Raw genomic sequence first — 19796 nt, forward strand, 5'->3', positions numbered from 1 at the left:
CGTGGCTGAGTCTGGCACAAAGGTGCTTGGCTGTTTTCGCCACAGCGTGTAGTCCAATTCTGCGTCGTAGCTCTCCGGCACCGCTAGCGGCTTCAACGCAACTGCAACCCCTCATCCACGCCCTCCAGCATGACCCTGAAAAACGGATTCGAAGTCGCCCGCGAAAAGCTCCCCGCATCCACGATCAGCGCCCCACGCTCCCCGCGCATGTTCAAGCTGCCCAGGTTAACCCCGTAATTCTCCTGGCCACCCGGCTGTTGCCCATACAGCGGATCATCGATGGGGAAGGGCAGCGCCACATGGGACAGCGAGATCAGGTTGGCCGGATAGCTCGCGGCGATCAGGTGCTCGTCGGCCTTGCTCGCCTGGGCGGCAAAGCGTGACGACTTGAGCTGCGCATCGCCGGGCCCGCGGGTGGCAACCAAGGTGCGCGCGTAGGCGCGGGCCTGGGGGGTGAACATCCTGTCGCGCAGGGCGGCCACCGACGGCCGGAGCATCTCATCGATACCCAGCGAAGCGTTGGTGTCGAAGATCACCAGCTCGCTGCCATTGGCAGGCAGATGGTCGTACAGATCGGTCTGGATGGCTTCGGTGCTGACCGTGCCATCGACCAGCGATTGGTAGGTGAGGATCGGCGGTAGCAGGCCCAGGCGTTGCGGTTTGCGGGTTTCGGCGAGCAGCTGCTGGCGCACGGCCTCTGTCAGCTCGTACGACTGGCGTGCGGCATTGACCGGAAACGAGTTGTACTTGAACGGATTGAATTCGGGCAGCACGCTCAGCCAGGCGGCCTTGGCGAATGCCGGGAACAGTGCCGGCAGGCCTGCGATGCCGGCAAAGCGGGCAAAGCGGCTGACGCCGATCATGGGAGAGATCAGTACCAGGTGGGCAGGCCTGGCCAGGCGCGGGTCTTCCAGCGCGTCGAGGCTGTATTTGACGGCCAGGGCACCACCGTTGGAGAAACCGACGATGTAAAGCGGCGTGCCTGTCGGCGCGCGGCGGGTGGCTTCGCGCACGGCCAGGCGGGTGGTGGCCATCCAGTCTTCCCAGTGGGCAGCGGTGAGGCCGGCCGGTACTGTGCCATGCCCGGGCAGGCGCGGGGCGACCACCACATAGCCCAGGTCCTGAAAGTGCCGGGCAAAGTGGCGCAAGCTGTACGGCGAGTCGGTCAGGCCATGCAGCAGTACCACCGCGCCCTTGGCGGCCTGCCTGGGTTCGACGACATAGGAGCGGTTCCAGTCATGGCTGAGATTGCCCGGGAATACCCGGCTGCTGGTGGCGAAGCGGTTGTAGGCGGACTGCCCTGCGCTGGGCGGGTGTTCGCGCATCTCCCGATTGAGCGCGTTGAACACGCGCTGCTCCGCCGCGAGGTAATCGCCCCAGCTGGCGCGGTCGATGTCACTCACCGGCATCTCGTCAGGCACATAGGTGTGCCACGGTTCGAGCTGGAAGTCGGCGATCGCGGTAATACGGAAGGCGAACAGTGCAGTGATCAGCAAGGTCAGTACCAGGAGCACCACGGCTGCCAGCAAACGGCGAATTGTCATCATTCCTCCCTGGGTTTTTCTATGGCGCGATCGACCTGACGCGGCTAGTGTCACTGGATCGTCCAGCGAGGCATCGAGCATGAACAGGACGTCAATTGCAGCGATCGGGCTGCTGGCAGTGAGTCTGGCCGCGAATGCCGAAGAAGGCGAGCGAGAAGGGGACTATTGGTACGTGCAGACCAGCGCCTACACCAAACACTGGACCCACGACCCGGATCACAACAACCACCAGGAATTGATCGGTATCGAGCGCATCTACACCGACGGCCTGCTGTGGGGCGCGGCGACTTTCAAGAACTCGTTCTCCCAGCGGTCGTACTACGCCTACCTGGGCAAGGTCTGGGAGCATGAGCGCTATCCCGTGTATGCCAAGCTGAGCGCCGGGTTGATCGAGGGCTACAAGGGCGAGTATGACGACAAGATACCGTTGAACCACTTCGGCATCGCGCCGGTGATCATCCCGTCGTTCGGCGCGCATTGGGGGCCGGTGGGGGCCGAGTTCGTGGTGCTGGGAGGGGCTGCGGGGATGATCAATGTGGGCTTGCGGTTCTGATCTGTATCGTCAGGATCGTCGAGGTCACTGTAAGAGCGGCCTTGCCGGGGCGCCGGACCGGCAAGGCCGCTCCTACAAGTCAGGCGGTGCCCAGGGTTTTTTCGGCGGCCTTGTTGCGCCCACCCAGCCACACCAGCAGCAACCCGGCAGCCGCCAGCACGCCACCGGCCATCGGTACCGCGGCGTAACCGAGGTTCAGGCTGATCACCGCGCCGCCCAGGGCGGCACCCACGGCGTTACCTAGGTTGAACGCACCGACGTTGATCGAAGATGCCAGCCCAGGTGCTTCGATGGCGGCGATCATCACCCGCATCTGTAGCGGCGGCACCACGGCGAAGGTGAACATGCCCCACACCAGCAAGGCGATGGCAGCACCGACATGGCTGCCCAGCACCAGCGGCATCAACAACATGATCACTGCCAGAACGCCGAGGAAGATCCGTGCCGAGCCATCCAGCGACCAGTCAGCCAGGCGGCCACCCAGGCTGTTGCCCAAGGTGAAACCAACCCCGATCAGCACCAGGCCAAGGGTAACGAAACTGTCCGAGGCGCCGGTCAGTTCCGCCAGCACCGGCGCCACGTAGGTGTACAGGGTGAACATGGCGCCAGCCCCCAGCACCGTGGTGGCCATCGCCAGCAGCACGCTGGGGCGGGCGATCACCGCCAGCTCCTTGCGCACATGCGGCACGCTGCCGCGTTCACCCTTGGGCAGTGCGTACCACAGGGCAGCCATGGCCAGCAGCCCGAGCACCGCCGTGCCGGCGAAGGCCATGCGCCAGCCGACCTGTTGGCCAACCCAGGTGGCTGCCGGCACACCGCCGATGTTGGCGATGGTCAGGCCCATGAACATGGTCGCCACGGCACTGGCCTGCTTTTCCTTGGGCACGACACTGGCGGCCACCACGGCGCCAAGGCCAAAGAAGGCGCCATGGTTGAGGCTGGTGACCAGGCGCGAGGCGAGCAGGGTGTAGTAATCCGGTGACAACGCCGAGAGCAGGTTGCCCAGGGTGAAGATCGCCATCAGGGCCATCAGCGCCGCGCGTTTGCCGAAGCGGCTGAACAGCAAGGTCATGATCGGCGCGCCGACCATCACGCCGATGGCATAGGCGGTAATCAGCATGCCAGCGCTGGGGATGCTGACGTCGACGCCCTGGGCGATCACCGGCAGCAGGCCCATCGGGGTGAACTCGGTGGTACCGATACCAAAGGCACCGATGGCCAGGGCGAACAGGACGCGTCCGGCGTTCATAGGGCAGGCTCCTTTGCGTCGAGCTCGGTCAGCGGCCCTTCCATGCGGTGGAAGCTCAGGTCGCTGGCGGTGAAGAAGGCCTGCGAGCGGCCGCTGCCAAAGTCATCGACATGCACCACGGTTGCGCCATCGGTTTCTTGCCAGGAGATCACGTAGACCCCTTTGGCGATCTGCCGCCATTGGCACTCGGCGGCGCCGCTGGCACCGGCATAAGGGCCGCTGATGATGGCATAGCGCACCTGGCGGCCATCGTCGGAGTAGCTGTTGTGTGCGGCCAGGCCGGGGTATTTGACCTGGAAGCTGCGGCCTGCGAAGGCCGGCAAGGGGGAGGCGGTACTCATCGGATTGTCTGCGTCAGTTGGGTTTCATGGAATTGCGGCAGGACGTATTCGGCGATCTCATGCAAGGTTTCGTCCAGCGGGCGCACATTGCGCCGCAGGTGCAGGCCGACATGGTCGACGCCAGCGGCGCGCAGGGCGGCGAGTTCGCTGGCCAGTGCCTTGCGCCCACCATGGAAACCGAAGCGCCAGCGTTGCAGGGGTTCATCGGCGTTTTCCGCCAGGTCCAGGTGTATGAAGCTGCTGTAGGGCTTGCTGCCCGCCACCGCCCGCCAGGCCGCGACGCGGCGCTGGTGGTCGTCCGGTGTGCCGGGGTAGGCCAGGCAGCCGTCCATGTTGGCACCGATCCAGGCCGGGCTCTGTTGTGCCAGGCCGGCCACCAGCAACGGCAGTGGCGCACTGGTCGACGGCAGCACGGCCATGCCTTCGGGCAGGTGGCCGTGGGCACCGTCACGCAGCAGTGCCACGTGTTCGCGGAAGGTGCTGCCACGCCCCTCGAAGTCGCGGCCGAACAACGGGTATTCCACGGGGCGGTCGCCGCTGGCCACACCCAGCAGCAGGCGGTTGCCCGACAGGTGCTGGATACTGGCGGCGGACTTCAAGGTCAGCAGCGGCTCGCGGATCGGCAGCACCACCGCAGCGGTGCCGAGCAGGATGTCGCGGGTCACCCCCGCCAGGTAGCCAAGGTAGCTGAACACCTCGAACACCTGAGCGGCATCGCCGAACGATGGGTCGTACAGCGGCACGTCGCGGATCCACAGGGCTCGGTAGCCCAGGCGGTCGGCCAGCGTGGCGAGTTCGGCGTGCTGACGCAGGTCCGGCTCGCCGAACTGGCGGCCATCGCGGCGCCGGGTCTGGTCGCCGGCAGGCGTCCAGTCGTGGTCCAGCGGTGCTTCCAGGCCAATGCTGAAGCCACCAGCGGTCAGGCGTTCGAGGGGCATGGTCATGGTATCAGTCCCAGATTGGCGCCAGGCCTGCAGGGCTGACTTCGCGGCCATTGCGCTCGAGCGTGGCGATACGCGCCATGTCCTCGTCATCCAGGCGCAGGTCACGGGCGAGCAGGTTGCTGGCCAGGTTCTCGCGCTTGGTCGAAGACGGGATCACGGCATAGCCCAGCTGCATGGCCCAGGCCAGAGCGACCTGGGCGACGGTTGCCTTGTGCTTGTTGGCGATCTCGGCCAGCACCGGATCTTTCAGGACCTTGCCGTAGGCCAGGGTCATGTACGAGGTGACGGTGATGCCCTGTTCCTTGAGGAACGCGGTCAGCTTGCTGTTCTGCAGGTAAGGGCTGAGCTCGATCTGGTTGGTGGCGATCTCGCCTTTGCCGACCACGGCGATGGCCTGGCGGGTCAGTTCGATGTTGAAGTTGGACACGCCTATCTGGCGGGTCAGGCCCAGCTTCTTGGCTTCGGCCAGGGCTTTCATGTATTCGGCCAGCTCGACGCCGTTGCCGGGGGCCGGCCAGTGGATCAGCAGCAGGTCGACGTAGTCGGTGCGCAGTTTCTGCAGGCTGTCGCGCAGGCTGGGGACAAGCTTGTCGGCGGCGTAGTGGTCAACCCAGATCTTGGTGGTGATGAACAGCTCGCTGCGTGGCACGCCGCTCTCGGCGATGGCCAGGCCGACGTCGGCTTCGTTCTTGTAGATCTGGGCGGTGTCGATGACCCGGTAGCCCAGTTCCAGGGCCGACTTGACCGAATCGATGACGGCCTGGCCGGTCAGGCGGAAAGTGCCGAGGCCAAAGGATGGAATGCTCATGGATCTGCTCCTGGTGAGTGAAAGGTGAGCCGGATTGAGACTGGTCGCTCAGGGTCGGCTGATCTTCAAGTGGGAGCAGTGTGCGGGTTTACCTGGGATTGATTAAGACAGGGCGAGGCCAAGGTCATTTGACTGGGAGGCAAGAATAAGTCGTTGTGCCGTGATTCATCTGAGGGAATGAGGCCGGTAAACGAAACGGCCCGCCAAAAGGCGGGCCGTCGGGCGTTGCAGGTGACGATCAGCGGCGGCGGAACAGCGGCAGCGGCTCGTCAGTGGCGGCCTGGTAGGTCACCGAAAAGTCCTTCAGGCTCTGCAGCGCGTCTTCCGGGTCCTTGTCGGCACGGATGGCGAACGCGTCGAAGCCGCAGCGGGCCATGAAGAACAGCTGGTCACGCAGCACGTCGCCGATGGCGCGCAGCTCGCCCTTGAAACCGTAGCGGTCACGCAGCAGGCGCGCATTGGAGTAGCTGCGCCCGTCAGTGAACGCCGGGAAGTTCAAGGCGATGACCTGGAAGTGCTGCACGTCTTCGCCGATTTCCTCTGCTTCCTGGTCGCTGTCCAGCCATACGCCCAGGCCGCCATCGCGGGCCTTGAGCAGGTGGGCATGGTCGCGCCACATCTGCAGCGGGACGATGTAGTCATCGCAATTGGTCAGCTCGTCGATCGATGTTTCCTTGGGCAGCAGATGCCAGGTTTCGTCGACGATCTGGTTGTTCTTAATGATTCGCTGCATAGACGCGTTCCTTGAAGGGGTCGATGCCGATACGCTGGTAGGTGTCGATGAAACGCTCTTCCTCGGTGCGTTGCTCGACGTACACGGCGATCAGTTTCTCGATCACATCGGCCATTTCTTCCTGGGCGAAGGACGGGCCGAGGATCTTGCCCAGGCTCGCATCACGCGCGGCATTGCCGCCCAGCGAAACCTGGTAGAACTCTTCACCCTTCTTGTCCACCCCGAGGATGCCGATGTGGCCGACGTGGTGGTGGCCGCAGGCGTTCATGCAGCCAGAAATGTTCAGGTCGATCTCGCCGATGTCGAACAGGTAGTCCAGGTCGTCGAAGCGGCGCTGGATGGATTCGGCGATCGGGATCGACTTGGCGTTGGCCAGCGAGCAGTAGTCACCGCCCGGGCAGCAGATGATGTCGGTCAGCAGGCCGATGTTCGGCGTGGCGAAGCCGCTTTCGCGCAGTTCCATCCACAGCGCGTGCAGCTGGCGCTGCTCGACATCGGCGAGGATGATGTTCTGCTCGTGGGAGGTCCGCAGGAAGCCGAAGCTGTAGCGCTCGGCGAGGTCGGCGACGGCGTCCAGTTGCTTGTCGGTGAGGTCGCCAGGGGCAACGCCGGTCGGTTTGAGCGACAGGGTCACCGAGACGTAGCCAGGGCGCTTGTGGGCGCGGGTGTTGCGCGAGCGCCAGCGGGCGAAGCCAGGGAACTCGGCGTCCTGGGCGCTATAGTCGACGTTGTCGAGGGCCAGGTAGGCAGGGTCGACGAAGTGGCGCGAGACGCGCTGGACTTCGGCTTCGGTCAGGGTGGTGCTGCCGCCACGCAGGTGGACCATTTCGGCCTCGACCTTCTCGGCGAACACTTCCGGGGTCAGGGCCTTGACCAGGATCTTGATCCGCGCCTTGTACTTGTTGTCACGGCGACCGTAACGGTTGTACACGCGCAGGATGGCGTCGAGGTAGCTGATCAGGTCCTGCCATGGCAGGAACTCGTTGATGAACGAGCCAACTACCGGGGTGCGGCCCAGGCCACCACCGACCAGCACGCGGAAGCCCAGCTCGCCAGCGGCATTACGCACCGGCTCCAGGCCGATGTCGTGCACTTCGATGGCCGCGCGGTCTTCTTTCGAGCCGTTGATGGCAATCTTGAACTTGCGTGGCAGGTAGGCGAATTCCGGGTGGAAGGTGGTCCACTGGCGGACGATCTCGCACCAGGGGCGCGGGTCGACGACTTCATCCGCGGCAACACCGGCGAACTGGTCGGTGGTGGTGTTGCGCAGGCAGTTGCCGCTGGTCTGGATGGCGTGCATCTGCACGGTAGCCAGCTCGGCGAGGATGTCCGGGATGTCTTCCAGCGCCGGCCAGTTGAACTGTACGTTCTGGCGGGTGGAAATGTGGGCGTAGCCCTTGTCGTAGTCGCGGGCGATCTTGGCCAGGGTGCGAACTTGCGTGGCGTTCAGCTGGCCGTACGGCACGGCGACCCGCAGCATCGGCGCGAAACGTTGGATGTAAAGGCCGTTCTGCAGGCGCAGAGGGCGGAATTCTTCTTCGCTCAGCTCACCGGCCAGGTAGCGGCGGGTCTGATCACGGAACTGCTTGACGCGGTCCTCGATGATCCGCTGATCGTACTCGTCGTATACGTACATAAAAGTCCTGTCTCAGGCTGCATGCAGCTATTCGCGCGCACGGCCGCGCACTCCGGTTCGGAGCCGGAGAACGATAGCAGGTTGGGTTTATGCGCTAAAGTGATGTTTTTGCATATGAAAAGAACCAAACGAACTAAGTGAGACTGACTGGCATTTGTTACCCCTGCGTGCGACGGGTTTATACTCGGTGGTTTGTTTCAAAGGGTGTATCCGCATGCTCAAGGCGCTTTGCCAAAGCTTGTGCCTGAGCCTGCCACTGGCAGCTTCCGCTCAGGCCGCCTCGGTGGTCTTTCTCAATCCTGGCCACGCGAACGAGACGTTCTGGACCAGCTACTCGCGTTTCATGCAGGCCGCCGCCGATGAACTGGGCATGACCCTGCGGGTGGAGTACAGCGAGCGTGATGCGGCGCTGGCGATGAGCCAGGCCCGGGCGATCCTCAATGGCCCGCAACGGCCGGACTACCTGGTGCTGGTCAATGAGCAGTACGTGGCACCCGAGATCATCCGCCTGTCCCAGGGCACCGGGGTCAAGCTGTTCATGGTCAACAACGGCCTCACCGCCAGCCAGGCCAGGAGCATCCAGGCTCAACCCGACAAGTACGGGCAGGTGCTCGGTACCTTGACCTCCAACGACCAGCAGGCGGGCTTTCGCATGCTGCACGAGATGGTCGCCTTGCTGCCACGTGACAATGAGCCGATCGACCTGGTGGCCTTTGCCGGGGTCAAGACCACCCCGGCTTCACAGCTGCGCGAGGAGGGCATGCGCCAGGCGCTGGCCGACTTCCCCCAGGTGCGCCTGCGCCAAGTGGTGTATGGCGGCTGGAACCGCGAGCGCGCCTACGAGCAGGCGCAGCAACTGCTGTCGCGCTACCCGAAGACCCGGCTGGTATGGGCAGCCAACGACCAGATGGCCCTCGGCGCCATGCAGGCGTTCGAGGAGGCCGGGCGCAAGCCTGGGCGCGATGTGGTGTTCGGCGCCGTCAACAGTTCGCCTGAAGCCTTGCGCGCCCGTATCGACGGGCGCCTTGGCGTGCTGATGGGCGGGCATGCCACATTGGGCGGCTGGGCCATGGTGCTGCTGCACGACGACGCCCTTGGCCTGGAGGTCAACCGGGATGGCAAGCGTGAGCACATGCTGCCTGTGCTGCAATCGATTGACCAGGCCAAGGCGCGGCGGTGGCTGAAGCTGCTGGAACGGGACGATTACGGTGTCGATTTCCAGCATTACAGCGCCGAAGGGCGCCCGCCGAGCTACCAGTACCCGTTTCTGACGTCACCCGTCGACTATTGAAAGACCTTGCTTGAGAGAAGGGCATTGCTCGTCTTAACTGCTGGTGGTGAAGTGCATTCCCATAACCACTACAAGAGGCAATGCAATGGGAAACTCAACCAAGGTCCGCAAAGCTGACAGCAGTGTCGATGCCTGGGCGATTCTCTGCCTGATCGTCCTGGTGGTGGTCACTGCCGTTTATTGGGTCAGCCACCAGTGACTTGAAACTCAAGACCGTGATGCAGCCAGAACGCCTGCGGGAGGGAATCCCGCAGGCGTTTTCGTTTTACAACGCGATCAGCGGGCCGTGAGGTGCAGCGCCAGTTGCACCAGGCCGATCAGCACGGCGATGAACACCAGGGTGAACAGCGTGCCCAGCACGATGAAATGGCTGGCCTTGCCATGGGTGAAGTCGCGGGCGCGGTTCTTGCCGCTTTGCACGCCGAAGGCGGCGGCGAGGATGCTGTGCAGCATCTGCCAGAAGGTCGGGGGCTTGCCTTGGCTGGGTTCGTCCATGGTGGCTCCTTGGGGAATCGGAGGCAATCAGGGACAGTGTAGGCAATGGGTGAGGGGTTGTCCGTGCCGGCCTCTTCGCGGGCACGCCCGCTCCTACAGGAGGATGCGATCCCTGTGGGAGCGGGCGTGCCCGCGAAGAAGCCAACGCGGTCTTAGCTGTCGTACCCGAGGTTAGGCGCCAGCCAGCGCTCGCTCACGCTGACATCCTGGCCCTTGCGCGCGCTGTAACGCTCGATCTGGTCCTTGTCCACCTTGCCCACGGCAAAGTACTGCGCCTGCGGGTGCGCGAAGTACCAGCCGCTGACCGCCGCCGCCGGGAACATGGCGAAATGCTCGGTAAGGAACACGCCGCTAGGCCCGGTCTCGCCAATCGCGCTGCCATCGAGCAGGCGGAACAGGGTTTCCTTCTCGGTGTGGTCCGGGCACGCCGGGTAGCCCGGGGCAGGGCGGATGCCGCTGTACTGCTCCTTGATCAGCGCCTCGTTGTCCAGATGCTCGTCGCGGGCATAGCCCCAGTGCTCTTTGCGCACCTGCTCGTGCAGCCACTCGGCGCATGCCTCGGCCAGGCGGTCGGCCAGCGCCTTGACCATGATCGAGCTGTAGTCGTCGCCCTTGTCCTGGTACGCCTTGGCCACTTCCTCGGCACCGATGCCAGCGGTGGTGATGAAGCCGCCGACGTAGTCGGTGACGCCGCTGGCCTTCGGCGCGACGAAGTCGGCCAGGGACAGGTTCGGCTTGCCATCGGGCTTGATGGTCTGCTGACGCAGGTGGTGCAGGGTGGCCAGGGGCTGGCCGTCTTCCCCGTAGACTTCGATGTCGTCATCGGCGACCTGGTTGGCCGGCCAGAAGCCGAACACCGCGCGTGCGCTGATCAGCTTCTCGTCGATCAGCTTGTCGAGCATCTCGCGGGCATCCTTGTACAGCGCGGTGGCCGCTTCGCCGACCACTTCGTCGGTGAGGATGCGCGGGAACTTGCCGGCCAGGTCCCAGGAAATGAAGAACGGGGTCCAGTCGATGTACTCGGCCAGGGTGCGCAGGTCGATGTCTTCCAGCACCTTGACGCCCGTGAACGAAGGTACCGCTGGCTGGTAGCCAGCCCAATCGTACTGCGGCTTGGCGGCGATGGCCTGGGCGTAGCTCAGGCGCTCGGTGCGGGCGCTGCGGTTGGCGGTGCGCTCACGCACTTCCACGTAGTCCTGGCGGGTCTTTTCGACGAAGCCCGGCTTGAGTTCCTTGGACAGCAGCTGGGTGGCCACGCCCACGGCACGCGAGGCGTCGGTGACGTAGACCACCGCGTCGTTGCTGTACTTCGGCTCGATCTTGACCGCGGTGTGGGCCTTGGAGGTGGTGGCGCCACCGATCATCAGCGGCAGGTGGAAGTCCTGGCGCTGCATTTCGCGGGCGACGTGGACCATCTCGTCCAGCGACGGGGTGATCAGGCCGGACAGGCCGATGATGTCGCACTGCTGTTCGCGGGCGGTCTGCAGGATCTTCTCGGCGGGCACCATCACGCCAAGGTCGACGATGTCGTAGCCGTTGCAGCCCAGTACCACACCGACGATGTTCTTGCCGATGTCGTGCACGTCGCCCTTGACCGTGGCCATCAGGATCTTGCCTTTGGCTTCTGGCTTGTCGCCTTTCTCGGCTTCGATGAACGGGATCAGGTGCGCCACGGCCTGTTTCATCACGCGGGCCGACTTGACCACCTGTGGCAGGAACATCTTGCCAGCGCCGAACAGGTCGCCGACCACGTTCATGCCGTTCATCAGCGGGCCTTCGATGACTTCGATCGGGCGCGCGCATTGCTGGCGGCATTCTTCGGTGTCTTCGACGATGAAGGCGGTGATGCCCTTGACCAGCGCGTGTTCCAGGCGCTTTTCAACGGGCAGCGAACGCCACTCTTCGTTTTCCACTTCCTTGGTCGCGCCGCCGCCTTTGTAGTCGTCGGCAATCGCCAGCAGGGCGTCGGTGCCGTGCGGGGTGCGGTTGAGCACCACGTCCTCGACCTTCTCGCGCAGCGCGGCCGGGATCTCGTCGTAGATCTCCAGCTGGCCGGCGTTGACGATACCCATGGTCAGGCCGTTCTGGATCGCGTGGTAGAGGAACACCGAGTGGATCGCCTCACGCACCGGGTTGTTGCCGCGGAACGAGAACGACACGTTGGAGACACCGCCCGAGCTCAGCGCGTGTGGCAGGTGATCGCGGATGTAGGCACAGGCCTCGATGAAGTCGACGGCATAGTTGTTGTGCTCTTCGATACCGGTGGCGACGGCGAAGATGTTCGGGTCGAAGATGATGTCTTCCGGCGGGAAGCCAACTTCATTGACCAGGATGTCGTAGCTGCGCTGGCAGATTTCCTTCTTGCGCGCGGCGGTGTCGGCCTGGCCGACCTCGTCGAAGGCCATGACCACCACGGCGGCGCCATAGCGTTTGCACAGGCGGGCGTGGTGCTTGAACTGCTCGACGCCTTCCTTCATGGAGATCGAGTTGACGATGCCCTTGCCCTGGATGCACTTCAGGCCTGCTTCGATCACCTCCCACTTCGACGAGTCGATCATGATCGGCACGCGGGAGATGTCCGGTTCACCGGCGATCAGGTTGAGGAAGCGGACCATGGCGGCCTGGGAGTCGAGCATCCCTTCGTCCATGTTGATGTCGATCACCTGGGCGCCGGCCTCGACCTGCTGCAGGGCGACTTCCAGGGCTTCGGTGTAGTTCTCCTCACGGATCAGCCGGGCGAACTTGGCGGAACCGGTGATGTTGGTGCGCTCGCCGACGTTGACGAACAACGACTGGCGGTCGATGGTGAACGGCTCCAGGCCCGACAGGCGGCAGGCCTTGGCGATTTGCGGAATCTCGCGCGGCTTGTACTTGGCCACGGCCTCGGCGATGGCCTGGATGTGCCCCGGGGTGGTGCCGCAGCAGCCGCCGATGATGTTGAGGAAGCCACTGGCGGCGAATTCCTCGACCACCGCCGCCATTTCGGCCGGGGTTTCGTCATATTCACCGAAGGCGTTCGGCAGGCCGGCGTTGGGGTGGGCGGACACGTGGGTGTCGGCCTTGGTTGCCAGCTCTTCCAGGTACGGGCGCAGGTCCTTGGCACCGAGGGCGCAGTTCAGGCCCACGGAGATCGGCTTGGCATGGCGCACCGAGTTCCAGAACGCTTCGGTGGTCTGGCCCGACAGGGTACGGCCAGAGGCGTCGGTGATGGTGCCGGAGATCATGATCGGCAGTTCGACGTTGTCGTCCTCGAACACCTGCTGCACGGCGAAGATCGCTGCCTTGGCGTTGAGGGTGTCGAAGATGGTCTCGATCAGGATCAGGTCGGCGCCGCCCTCGATCAGGCCACGGGTGGCCTCGATGTAGTTCGCTACCAGTTCGTCGAAAGTGACGTTGCGGTAGCCGGGGTCGTTGACGTCCGGGGAGATCGAGCAGGTACGGCTGGTCGGGCCGAGCACGCCGGCGACGAAGCGTGGCTTGTCCGGGGTCTCCAGGGTCTTGGCATCGGCCACCTGGCGGGCGATTCGCGCACCCTCGACGTTCAGCTCGTACACCAGCGCTTCCATGCCGTAGTCGGCCTGGGAAATCTGCGTGGCGTTGAAGGTGTTGGTTTCGAGGATATCGGCGCCGGCATCCAGGTAGGCTTTCTCGATCGCGGCGATCACGTCCGGGCGGCTGAGCAGCAGCAGGTCGTTGTTGCCTTTCACGTCGCTTGGCCAATCGGCGAAGCGCGTGCCACGATAGTCGTGTTCCTCGAGGCGATAGCTTTGGATCATAGTACCCATGCCGCCGTCGAGGATCAGGATGCGCTCTTTGAGTGCGTTCTGGAGTGCTTGGAGACGAGCGCTGCGGTCGGACATAGGAACTACCTGGTCGGGCAAATATCAGAAGGTGCCGAATCATAACAAAGCTGCGCGGTTTTTAGGCGCACTGCCCATTTGCATGAATTTTGCTCATGTTGGATGGTCATCAGGCAAACAGAGCACCCAAGGACGACCAGGCAAAATCGTGATGGCTTTCAATACCCAGGACTTTCCGCACATGGTGCATCGTATCCTTGTCAGCGTCTTCGCTCTGCTCATCGGCAGCGTGGCGTTCGCACAGGCCCCCCAGTCGAGCCCGGTCATTTCCTACACCCGGGACATCCAGCCGATCTTCACCGAGAAATGCGTGGCTTGCCACGCCTGCAACGACGCCGCCTGCCAGCTCAAGCTGGAAAGCCCCGAAGGCGCCGTGCGCGGTGCCACCAAAGTGCCGGTGTATCAGGGCGAACGCAGCAAGGCCGTGCCTCCCACGCGGTTGTTCTACGATGCCCACGGTGAAGATGAGTGGCGCAAGAAGGGCTTCTATTCGGTGCTCGACAACCAGGGCAGCCAAGCTGCGTTGATGGCGCGCATGCTCGAACTGGGGCACAAGACCCCGCTCACGCCCAACGCCAAGCTGCCCGACGAGATTGTCCTGGGGCTCAACCGTAACAACATGTGCCCGCTGCCCCATGAGTTCGACGCCTACGCTGGCGCCCACCCCAGGGAAGGCATGCCGCTGGCGGTCACCGGGCTGACCGACAAGGAATACGACACGATGCGCCGTTGGCTCGCTGCGGGCGCGCCGGTCGAGTATCAGCCGATCCAGCCAAGCGCGGCCGAGGCCAGGCAGATCGCCGACTGGGAAGAACTGCTCAACCGCCCCGGGTCCACCGAGGCGCTGGTTGCCCGCTGGCTGTATGAGCACCTGTTCCTCGCGCACATCTACTTCGTCGGTGGCGAGCAGGGTCACTTCTTCCAGTGGGTGCGCTCGCGCACGCCAAGCGGCAAGCCGGTCGACATCATCGCCACACGCCGCCCCAATGACCCGCCGGGCACCGACTTCTATTACCGCCTGATCCCGGTGCAAGGCGTGATCGTGCACAAGACCCACATCACCTACCCGATGGGGCCGCAGAAGCTCAAGCGCGTCAAGCAACTGTTCTATGCCGGCGACTGGCACGCCAACGCGCTGCCGGGCTATGGCCCACGCCACCGGGCCAACCCGTTCGAAACCTTCGAGGCGATCCCGGCGGTGGCGCGCTACCAGTTCATGCTGGATAACGCCGAATACTTCGTGCGCACCTTCATCCGTGGCCCGGTGTGCCGCGGGCAGATTGCCACCGACGTGATCCGCGACAACTTCTGGGCGCTGTTCCAGGAGCCGGCCCACGACCGCTACATCACCGATGCCAAGTACCGCGGCGAAGCCACACCGCTGCTGGCCATGCCGGGGCAGATCGACGATGTCGGCAGCGTGCTGAACCTGTGGCATGCCTACCGCGACAAGCGCAACGATTACGAAAAACTGCGCCGCGAGGCTTATGCCGAAATGCCCGCGCCGGGCTGGGCGACCCTGTGGGCCGGCAACGACAACGCGCTGCTGAGCATCTTCCGCCACTTCGACAGTGCCTCGGTGACCAAGGGCCTGATCGGCGATGTGCCGCTGACGGTATGGCTGTTCGACTACCCCTTGTTCGAGCGCACCTATTACCAGCTGGCGGTCAACTTCGATGTGTTCGGCAACGTTTCGCACCAGTTGCAGACGCGCCTGTACTTCGACCTGATCCGCAACGGTGCCGAGGTCAACTTCCTGCGCCTGATGCCCGCCGACCAGCGCGGCAAGATCCTCGGCAGCTGGTACCAGAACAGCGGCAAGGTGAAGATGTGGATGGATTATGAAGACATCGACACCGACACGCCGACGGGCATCAAGCTCGACCCGCGCGACCCCAAGCGTGACTTCGGCCTGAAACTGCTGCAGCGCACCGGTAGCCTGAATGCTGCGCCAGACCCGATCAACCGCTGTACCGGCGCCTATTGCTCACGGCCGCAGATGAGCGAGGAGTTCCGCAACGTCGAGCAGTCGCTCAGCCGCCTGGTGTCGCGCCCGGCTGCCGGTTTGAAGGTGATCAGCCAGCTGCCTGAGGCAACCATGCTGCGCATCGAAGGCGAGGGCGGCCAGCGCCAGGTCTACAGCCTGCTGCGCAACCGCGCGCACAGCAACGTGGCGTTCCTGCTCGGTGAGGCCTACCGCTACCAGCCGGGGCTGGACACCCTGACCCTGTACCCGGGCGTGCTCAGCAGCTACCCGAACTTCATCTTCAACATCCCGGCCAAGGATGTGCCGGAGTTCGTCGAAGACATGGAGTACGCCAAGGATGACGCGGCGAAGTTCGAGCGCATCGTCATGCGCTGGGGCGTACGCCGCAGCAATCCTGAGTTCTGGCGTTACTTCCATGACCTGAACACCTACATCAAGGAGACCGAGCCTGTGGAGGCCGGGGTGCTGGACATGAACCGCTACGAGAACCTCTGATCGGTTGGGCTGACCTTTCCGAATACGCTGCGGTCGGACTTGTTGGGTGGTCCTGATCGATTGCAGGGGGCTGCTTTGCAGCCCTTGGCGGGTAAACCCGCTCCCACAGGTACTGCGCTGGTCTTGAAGTCGGCACGGTCCCTGTGGGAGCGGTTTTACCCGCGAACGAGCGCGCAGCGCTCGCCTGGGCACTCGATGCGGGCCTCAATGCACCGGCAATCGCAGGGTATTCCATGCTGTATTCGCTTCAGGCACTGCGGGCGTTCGCCGCCTGGGTGGTGGTCTGCCACCATTTCATGCAGATCTTCTTCGACTTCCATGCCACCGGCCCCATCGGCCAACTGCTCACCGACCGCGGCGCGGTGGGTGTCGACATCTTCTTCGTCATCAGCGGGCTGGTGATCTACCTGTCGACCCGGGATAAACCCATCGAACCGCGTCAGTTCCTGCTCAACCGCGCCCTGCGCATCGTCCCGGCCTACTGGTTCTACACCGCACTGATGGCTGGGCTGTTGCTGGCGTTCAGCCAGTGGATGCCGCATCAGGCCTTCAACTGGCAGCACCTGCTGCTGTCGCTGCTGTTCATTCCTGCGGAAAACCCCGGTGGTTACGGCTTGTACCCGACCCTGAACGTGGGCTGGACGCTGAACTTCGAGATGTTCTTCTACCTGTTGTTCGGGCTGGCGTTCCTGGTGCGCCAGCGCCACCACCTGCTGCTGGTGACCGCTGCATTGCTGCTGGTCAGCGAGGTGCTGGGCCGCATGGGCGTGCTCAGCCGCTTCTACAACAACGACATCATCTACGAATTCCTGCTGGGCATCGGCCTGGGCGTGATGCATCGCCGCGGCCTGATCCGCGAAGGCCTGTGGCTGCCGCTGGCGGTGCTGGGCGTGGCAGGCTATGCGATCTATCACCTGGACGCTTCGCAACGCCTGCTGCACTGGGGCGTACCGAGTGCCATGATCGTGCTGGCGTTCATCGCCCTGGAGCCGTACTTCAAGGGCAACCACCTGCTCAAGGCGCTGGGCGACTGTTCCTACTCGGTGTACCTGATCCACGTGCTGGTGCTGTACGCCGGCTGGTTCGCCAGCCAGCGCCTGCGCCTTAACCCGTACCTGGTGTTCGCCGTGTGCGTGCCGTCCATTGGACTAATGTCGTGGTTCAGCTATCAGTGGCTGGAGCGCGGCCTGTACCGGCGGATGCAGGCCTGGCTGGCGGCGCCGCGGGAGCAAACGCCGGCATTTGCGCTTTCCCGAGTCAAATACTAGGACTTTGTTCAAAGGCCAGGTTGGCGTACACTTGGCCGCAAGTCTGTGAGGAACTTCCATGAGCGCTATAACCATTACTGACGCCGCCCATGATTACCTGGCCGATCTGCTCTCCAAGCAGAATACGCCTGGCATTGGCATCCGTATTTTCATCACCCAGCCGGGCACCCAGTACGCCGAGACCTGCATCGCCTACTGCAAGCCGGGCGAAGAGAAGCCCGACGACGAACCCGTCGGCCTGAAGAGCTTCACCGCCTACCTCGACGCAGTCAGCGTGCCGTTCCTGGAAGACGCGCTGGTCGACTATGCCACCGATCGCATGGGCGGCCAGCTGACCATCAAGGCGCCGAACGCCAAGGTGCCGATGGTCAACGAAGACAGCCCGATCAACGAGCGTATCAACTACTACCTGCAGACCGAGATCAACCCGGGGCTGGCCAGCCACGGCGGCCAGGTGAGCCTGGTGGACGTGGTCGACGACGGCATTGCCGTGCTGCAGTTCGGTGGCGGCTGCCAGGGTTGCGGCCAGGCCGACGTGACCCTCAAGGAAGGCATCGAGCGCACCTTGCTCGAACGCATTCCGGAGCTCAAGGGCGTGCGTGACGTGACTGACCACAGCCAGAAAGAAAACGCCTACTACTGATCTTTCGAGGTCAAGGCCTAGCAACAAAGTGTTACGGTTTCAACCCCTGCGACAACAGGCCGCAGCCCGTATTCAAAGGGCTGCGGGCCATCACCGCCTTGGTCGGGTAGAAGCCCACCGGGTGTCATGCCAGAATGCCCCGGTTTTTCGGCCGGCCCGTCCCGAGGGTCGGCACCTTCCCTTTAAAGGATGGTTTCATGAATGATCAGTTTACCCGGCGCGCGGTTGTGGCCGGGATGGGCGTTCTCGGGCTCGGCCTGCTGGCAGGCTGCAACCCGGCCCGGGGGCTCGAGTTCAAGTACGGCAAGAACATGAGCAACGAAATCCTTGGGCGCAAGTTCAGCCTCAAGGACCCTCAGGGCAATGTCCGCACCTTGTCGAGCTTCTACGGCAGCATGCCGATGATCTTCTTCGGTTTCACCCAGTGCCCGGCTGTCTGCCCGACCACCCTGGCGCGTGCGGCTCAGATCAAGAAGCTGCTCAGGGGCCGCGACCGAGAGATCTTCCAGGTGGTGTTCATCACCCTGGACCCGGAGCGTGACACCCCGGAAGTGCTCGATGCCTACGTCAAGGCCTTCGACCCGTCGTTCACCGCCCTGACTGGCACCCCGGAAGAAATCGCCGCGGTGGCCAAGGAGTTCAAGGTGTTCTACGAGAAGGTTCCGGCCGGTGACACCTACACCATCTCTCACTCGTCCACCAGCTACGTCTACGATACCCGTGGCACCCTGCGCCTGAGCCTGGGCCATTCGCTGAATGCCAAGGAATGCGCTGAAGACCTGGCAACCCTGATGGAGATTTGCTAATGGCAGTATCACTGCAACCGATCAAGCGCGGCCTGGCCGCCATCGCTTTGCTGGGCCTGGCCCTGCCAGCCCTGGCGCAGACCACCGTGAGCGACGCCTGGGTACGCGCCAGCGTGCCGCACCAGCCGTCCACCGGCGCCTTCATGACCCTTACTGCCAGCAGCGACAGCACGCTGGTCGGCGTGGCTTCGCCGGTGGCCAAGACCGTGCAGGTGCACGAGATGACCATGAACGGCGACGTGATGGGCATGAAGGAAGTCAAGGCCGTGGCACTGCCAGCCGGCAAGCCAGTGAACCTGGACCCCAATGGTTACCACGTGATGCTGATGGGCCTGACCCAGCAGGTGAAGGAGGGCGAGAAGGTCCCGCTGACCCTGACCATCGAAGATGCCAAGGGCACCAAGGAAACCGTCGAGGTGCAGGCAGAAGTGCGCCCGCTCAACGCCGAGGCCGGCGCCGGGCATGATCACATGCACATGAATCACTGACAAACGAAAGGGCCGCATCAGCGGCCCTTTTTCATTGTGCTGCGCGCTTCAGCTACGGAAGCGTGGCAGCGGCCTGTCGAGGGTCAGCGAGGTCAGGGTCTTGCGGACCTGGGCCTCATCGGCCTCCAGCGCCTTGAGGCTGGCGCGGATCTTGCCCGCAGCGGGCACATCGCCCTGGCGGTCGATCCAGTCGGCAATTTCCTTGCAGGCACTGCTCAGGCAGGCTTGGCGCTGGTTCATCAGCGTTATCAGGGTGGTGAGCTCTCTTTCGGACATGGCAGTATCCTCCGTTCAGCTCTGTCAGTGTAGCAGAGGGAATGCAGGGCATTGCCGGCTTTACAAGGGCGTATGTGAGCCTTAGCTAGGGGGCGGATGGTGAGGCTGTATCAAATAATCAGATTCTGATGAGTTTATATGACGCACTGCTTGAGGCTTGGCATTCATTCGGTATGTCAGAGGCGCTCTATTATGAGGTCGTACTATTTTCCCCTCCCATAAAGCTCAGCCAATGTATGTAGGAGATTTCGCTTTTCCTCCCTACTTTTCCTGTTTTTGGCAACATTTGCGTTACAACTTTTGAGTTGTGCTTGGGTGTGGGTGAGTTGTAGGTTGATTTTGCCTTAGCGATGCGAAGGGCAATTTCAAATATCTGAAA

The 19796-nt window shown here is 63.4% G+C and carries 17 protein-coding genes; 7 read left to right on the plus strand and 10 right to left on the minus strand.

Going from position 1 to position 19796, the window contains the following annotated elements; translation table 11 throughout:
- Positions 1 to 92 precede the first annotated feature (92 nt).
- Positions 93 to 1544 carry an alpha/beta hydrolase gene (locus ACIPZ5_RS02365; RefSeq protein ID WP_400806414.1) on the minus strand — a complete coding sequence of 484 codons (1452 nt, stop codon included), beginning with the start codon at positions 1542 to 1544 and terminating at the stop codon, positions 93 to 95.
- A gap of 79 nt (positions 1545 to 1623) precedes the next feature.
- Between ACIPZ5_RS02365 and ACIPZ5_RS02370 the strand changes: the two genes are divergently transcribed.
- Positions 1624 to 2097: a sn-glycerol-3-phosphate transporter gene (locus tag ACIPZ5_RS02370; RefSeq protein ID WP_400806416.1), complete on the plus strand. Its 474-nt coding sequence runs from the start codon at positions 1624 to 1626 to the stop codon at positions 2095 to 2097.
- Positions 2098 to 2176: 79 nt separating this feature from the next.
- On the opposite strand, the gene ACIPZ5_RS02375 is transcribed toward ACIPZ5_RS02370, so the two are convergent.
- The 6 genes from ACIPZ5_RS02375 to ACIPZ5_RS02400 all read right to left on the minus strand — a co-directional run bounded on the left by ACIPZ5_RS02375 (position 2177) and on the right by ACIPZ5_RS02400 (position 7808).
- The gene (locus tag ACIPZ5_RS02375) at positions 2177 to 3346 is read right to left on the minus strand and encodes an MFS transporter (RefSeq protein WP_261940674.1); all 1170 of its coding nucleotides are present in this window, start codon (positions 3344 to 3346) and stop codon (positions 2177 to 2179) included.
- A complete protein-coding gene (locus ACIPZ5_RS02380) occupies positions 3343 to 3687 on the minus strand; it encodes a MoaF-related domain-containing protein (protein WP_261940673.1) in 345 nt (114 codons plus the stop codon). The genes ACIPZ5_RS02375 and ACIPZ5_RS02380 overlap by 4 nt, the downstream gene beginning before the upstream one ends.
- Positions 3684 to 4631, minus strand: coding sequence for a TIGR03571 family LLM class oxidoreductase (locus tag ACIPZ5_RS02385; protein WP_400806418.1), 948 nt, complete (start codon positions 4629 to 4631; stop codon positions 3684 to 3686). Before ACIPZ5_RS02385 ends, ACIPZ5_RS02380 begins: the two co-directional genes overlap by 4 nt.
- 4 nt (positions 4632 to 4635) lie before the next feature.
- Positions 4636 to 5439, minus strand: coding sequence for a 2,5-didehydrogluconate reductase DkgB (dkgB, locus tag ACIPZ5_RS02390; RefSeq protein WP_343594989.1), 804 nt, complete (start codon positions 5437 to 5439; stop codon positions 4636 to 4638).
- A 238-nt stretch (positions 5440 to 5677) separates the two neighbouring features.
- Positions 5678 to 6172 carry a DUF934 domain-containing protein gene (locus ACIPZ5_RS02395; protein ID WP_261940670.1) on the minus strand — a complete coding sequence of 165 codons (495 nt, stop codon included), beginning with the start codon at positions 6170 to 6172 and terminating at the stop codon, positions 5678 to 5680.
- Positions 6156 to 7808 (minus strand): nitrite/sulfite reductase, encoded by a 1653-nt coding sequence (locus ACIPZ5_RS02400; RefSeq protein WP_400806422.1) that lies wholly within the window; start codon positions 7806 to 7808, stop codon positions 6156 to 6158. The genes ACIPZ5_RS02395 and ACIPZ5_RS02400 overlap by 17 nt, the downstream gene beginning before the upstream one ends.
- A 214-nt stretch (positions 7809 to 8022) precedes the next feature.
- Between ACIPZ5_RS02400 and ACIPZ5_RS02405 the strand changes: the two genes are divergently transcribed.
- Positions 8023 to 9099 (plus strand): ABC transporter substrate-binding protein, encoded by a 1077-nt coding sequence (locus ACIPZ5_RS02405; RefSeq protein WP_343594993.1) that lies wholly within the window; start codon positions 8023 to 8025, stop codon positions 9097 to 9099.
- A 276-nt stretch (positions 9100 to 9375) separates the two neighbouring features.
- Here ACIPZ5_RS02405 and ACIPZ5_RS02410 read toward each other — a convergent pair whose 3' ends face one another.
- Both ACIPZ5_RS02410 and metH read right to left on the minus strand, forming a co-directional pair.
- Positions 9376 to 9594: a DUF2970 domain-containing protein gene (locus tag ACIPZ5_RS02410; protein WP_343594995.1), complete on the minus strand. Its 219-nt coding sequence runs from the start codon at positions 9592 to 9594 to the stop codon at positions 9376 to 9378.
- Between the two features lie 152 nt (positions 9595 to 9746).
- Positions 9747 to 13454 carry a methionine synthase gene (metH, locus tag ACIPZ5_RS02415; protein WP_343594997.1) on the minus strand — a complete coding sequence of 1236 codons (3708 nt, stop codon included), beginning with the start codon at positions 13452 to 13454 and terminating at the stop codon, positions 9747 to 9749.
- 181 nt (positions 13455 to 13635) lie between these two features.
- On the opposite strand from metH, the gene ACIPZ5_RS02420 reads away from it, so the two are divergent.
- From ACIPZ5_RS02420 to ACIPZ5_RS02440, 5 genes are all read left to right on the plus strand, one after another.
- Positions 13636 to 15936: a fatty acid cis/trans isomerase gene (locus ACIPZ5_RS02420; protein WP_400806692.1), complete on the plus strand. Its 2301-nt coding sequence runs from the start codon at positions 13636 to 13638 to the stop codon at positions 15934 to 15936.
- A 233-nt stretch (positions 15937 to 16169) separates the two neighbouring features.
- Positions 16170 to 17204 (plus strand): acyltransferase family protein, encoded by a 1035-nt coding sequence (locus ACIPZ5_RS02425; protein WP_400806426.1) that lies wholly within the window; start codon positions 16170 to 16172, stop codon positions 17202 to 17204.
- Positions 17205 to 17262: 58 nt separating this feature from the next.
- On the plus strand, positions 17263 to 17847 hold the full coding sequence (gene nfuA, locus ACIPZ5_RS02430) for a Fe-S biogenesis protein NfuA (protein WP_016393607.1): 585 nt from the start codon (positions 17263 to 17265) through the stop codon (positions 17845 to 17847).
- Between the two features lie 197 nt (positions 17848 to 18044).
- The gene (locus tag ACIPZ5_RS02435; RefSeq protein ID WP_060511040.1) at positions 18045 to 18653 is read left to right on the plus strand and encodes an SCO family protein; all 609 of its coding nucleotides are present in this window, start codon (positions 18045 to 18047) and stop codon (positions 18651 to 18653) included.
- Positions 18653 to 19141, plus strand: a complete 489-nt coding sequence (locus ACIPZ5_RS02440; RefSeq protein WP_400806428.1) for a copper chaperone PCu(A)C — start codon at positions 18653 to 18655, stop codon at positions 19139 to 19141. Before ACIPZ5_RS02435 ends, ACIPZ5_RS02440 begins: the two co-directional genes overlap by 1 nt.
- A gap of 48 nt (positions 19142 to 19189) precedes the next feature.
- On the opposite strand, the gene ACIPZ5_RS02445 is transcribed toward ACIPZ5_RS02440, so the two are convergent.
- A complete protein-coding gene (locus ACIPZ5_RS02445) occupies positions 19190 to 19417 on the minus strand; it encodes a hypothetical protein (RefSeq protein ID WP_400806431.1) in 228 nt (75 codons plus the stop codon).
- Positions 19418 to 19796 lie beyond the last annotated feature (379 nt).

The organism is Pseudomonas sp. NPDC089428, assembly GCF_044749325.1.
Classification (GTDB): domain Bacteria; phylum Pseudomonadota; class Gammaproteobacteria; order Pseudomonadales; family Pseudomonadaceae; genus Aquipseudomonas.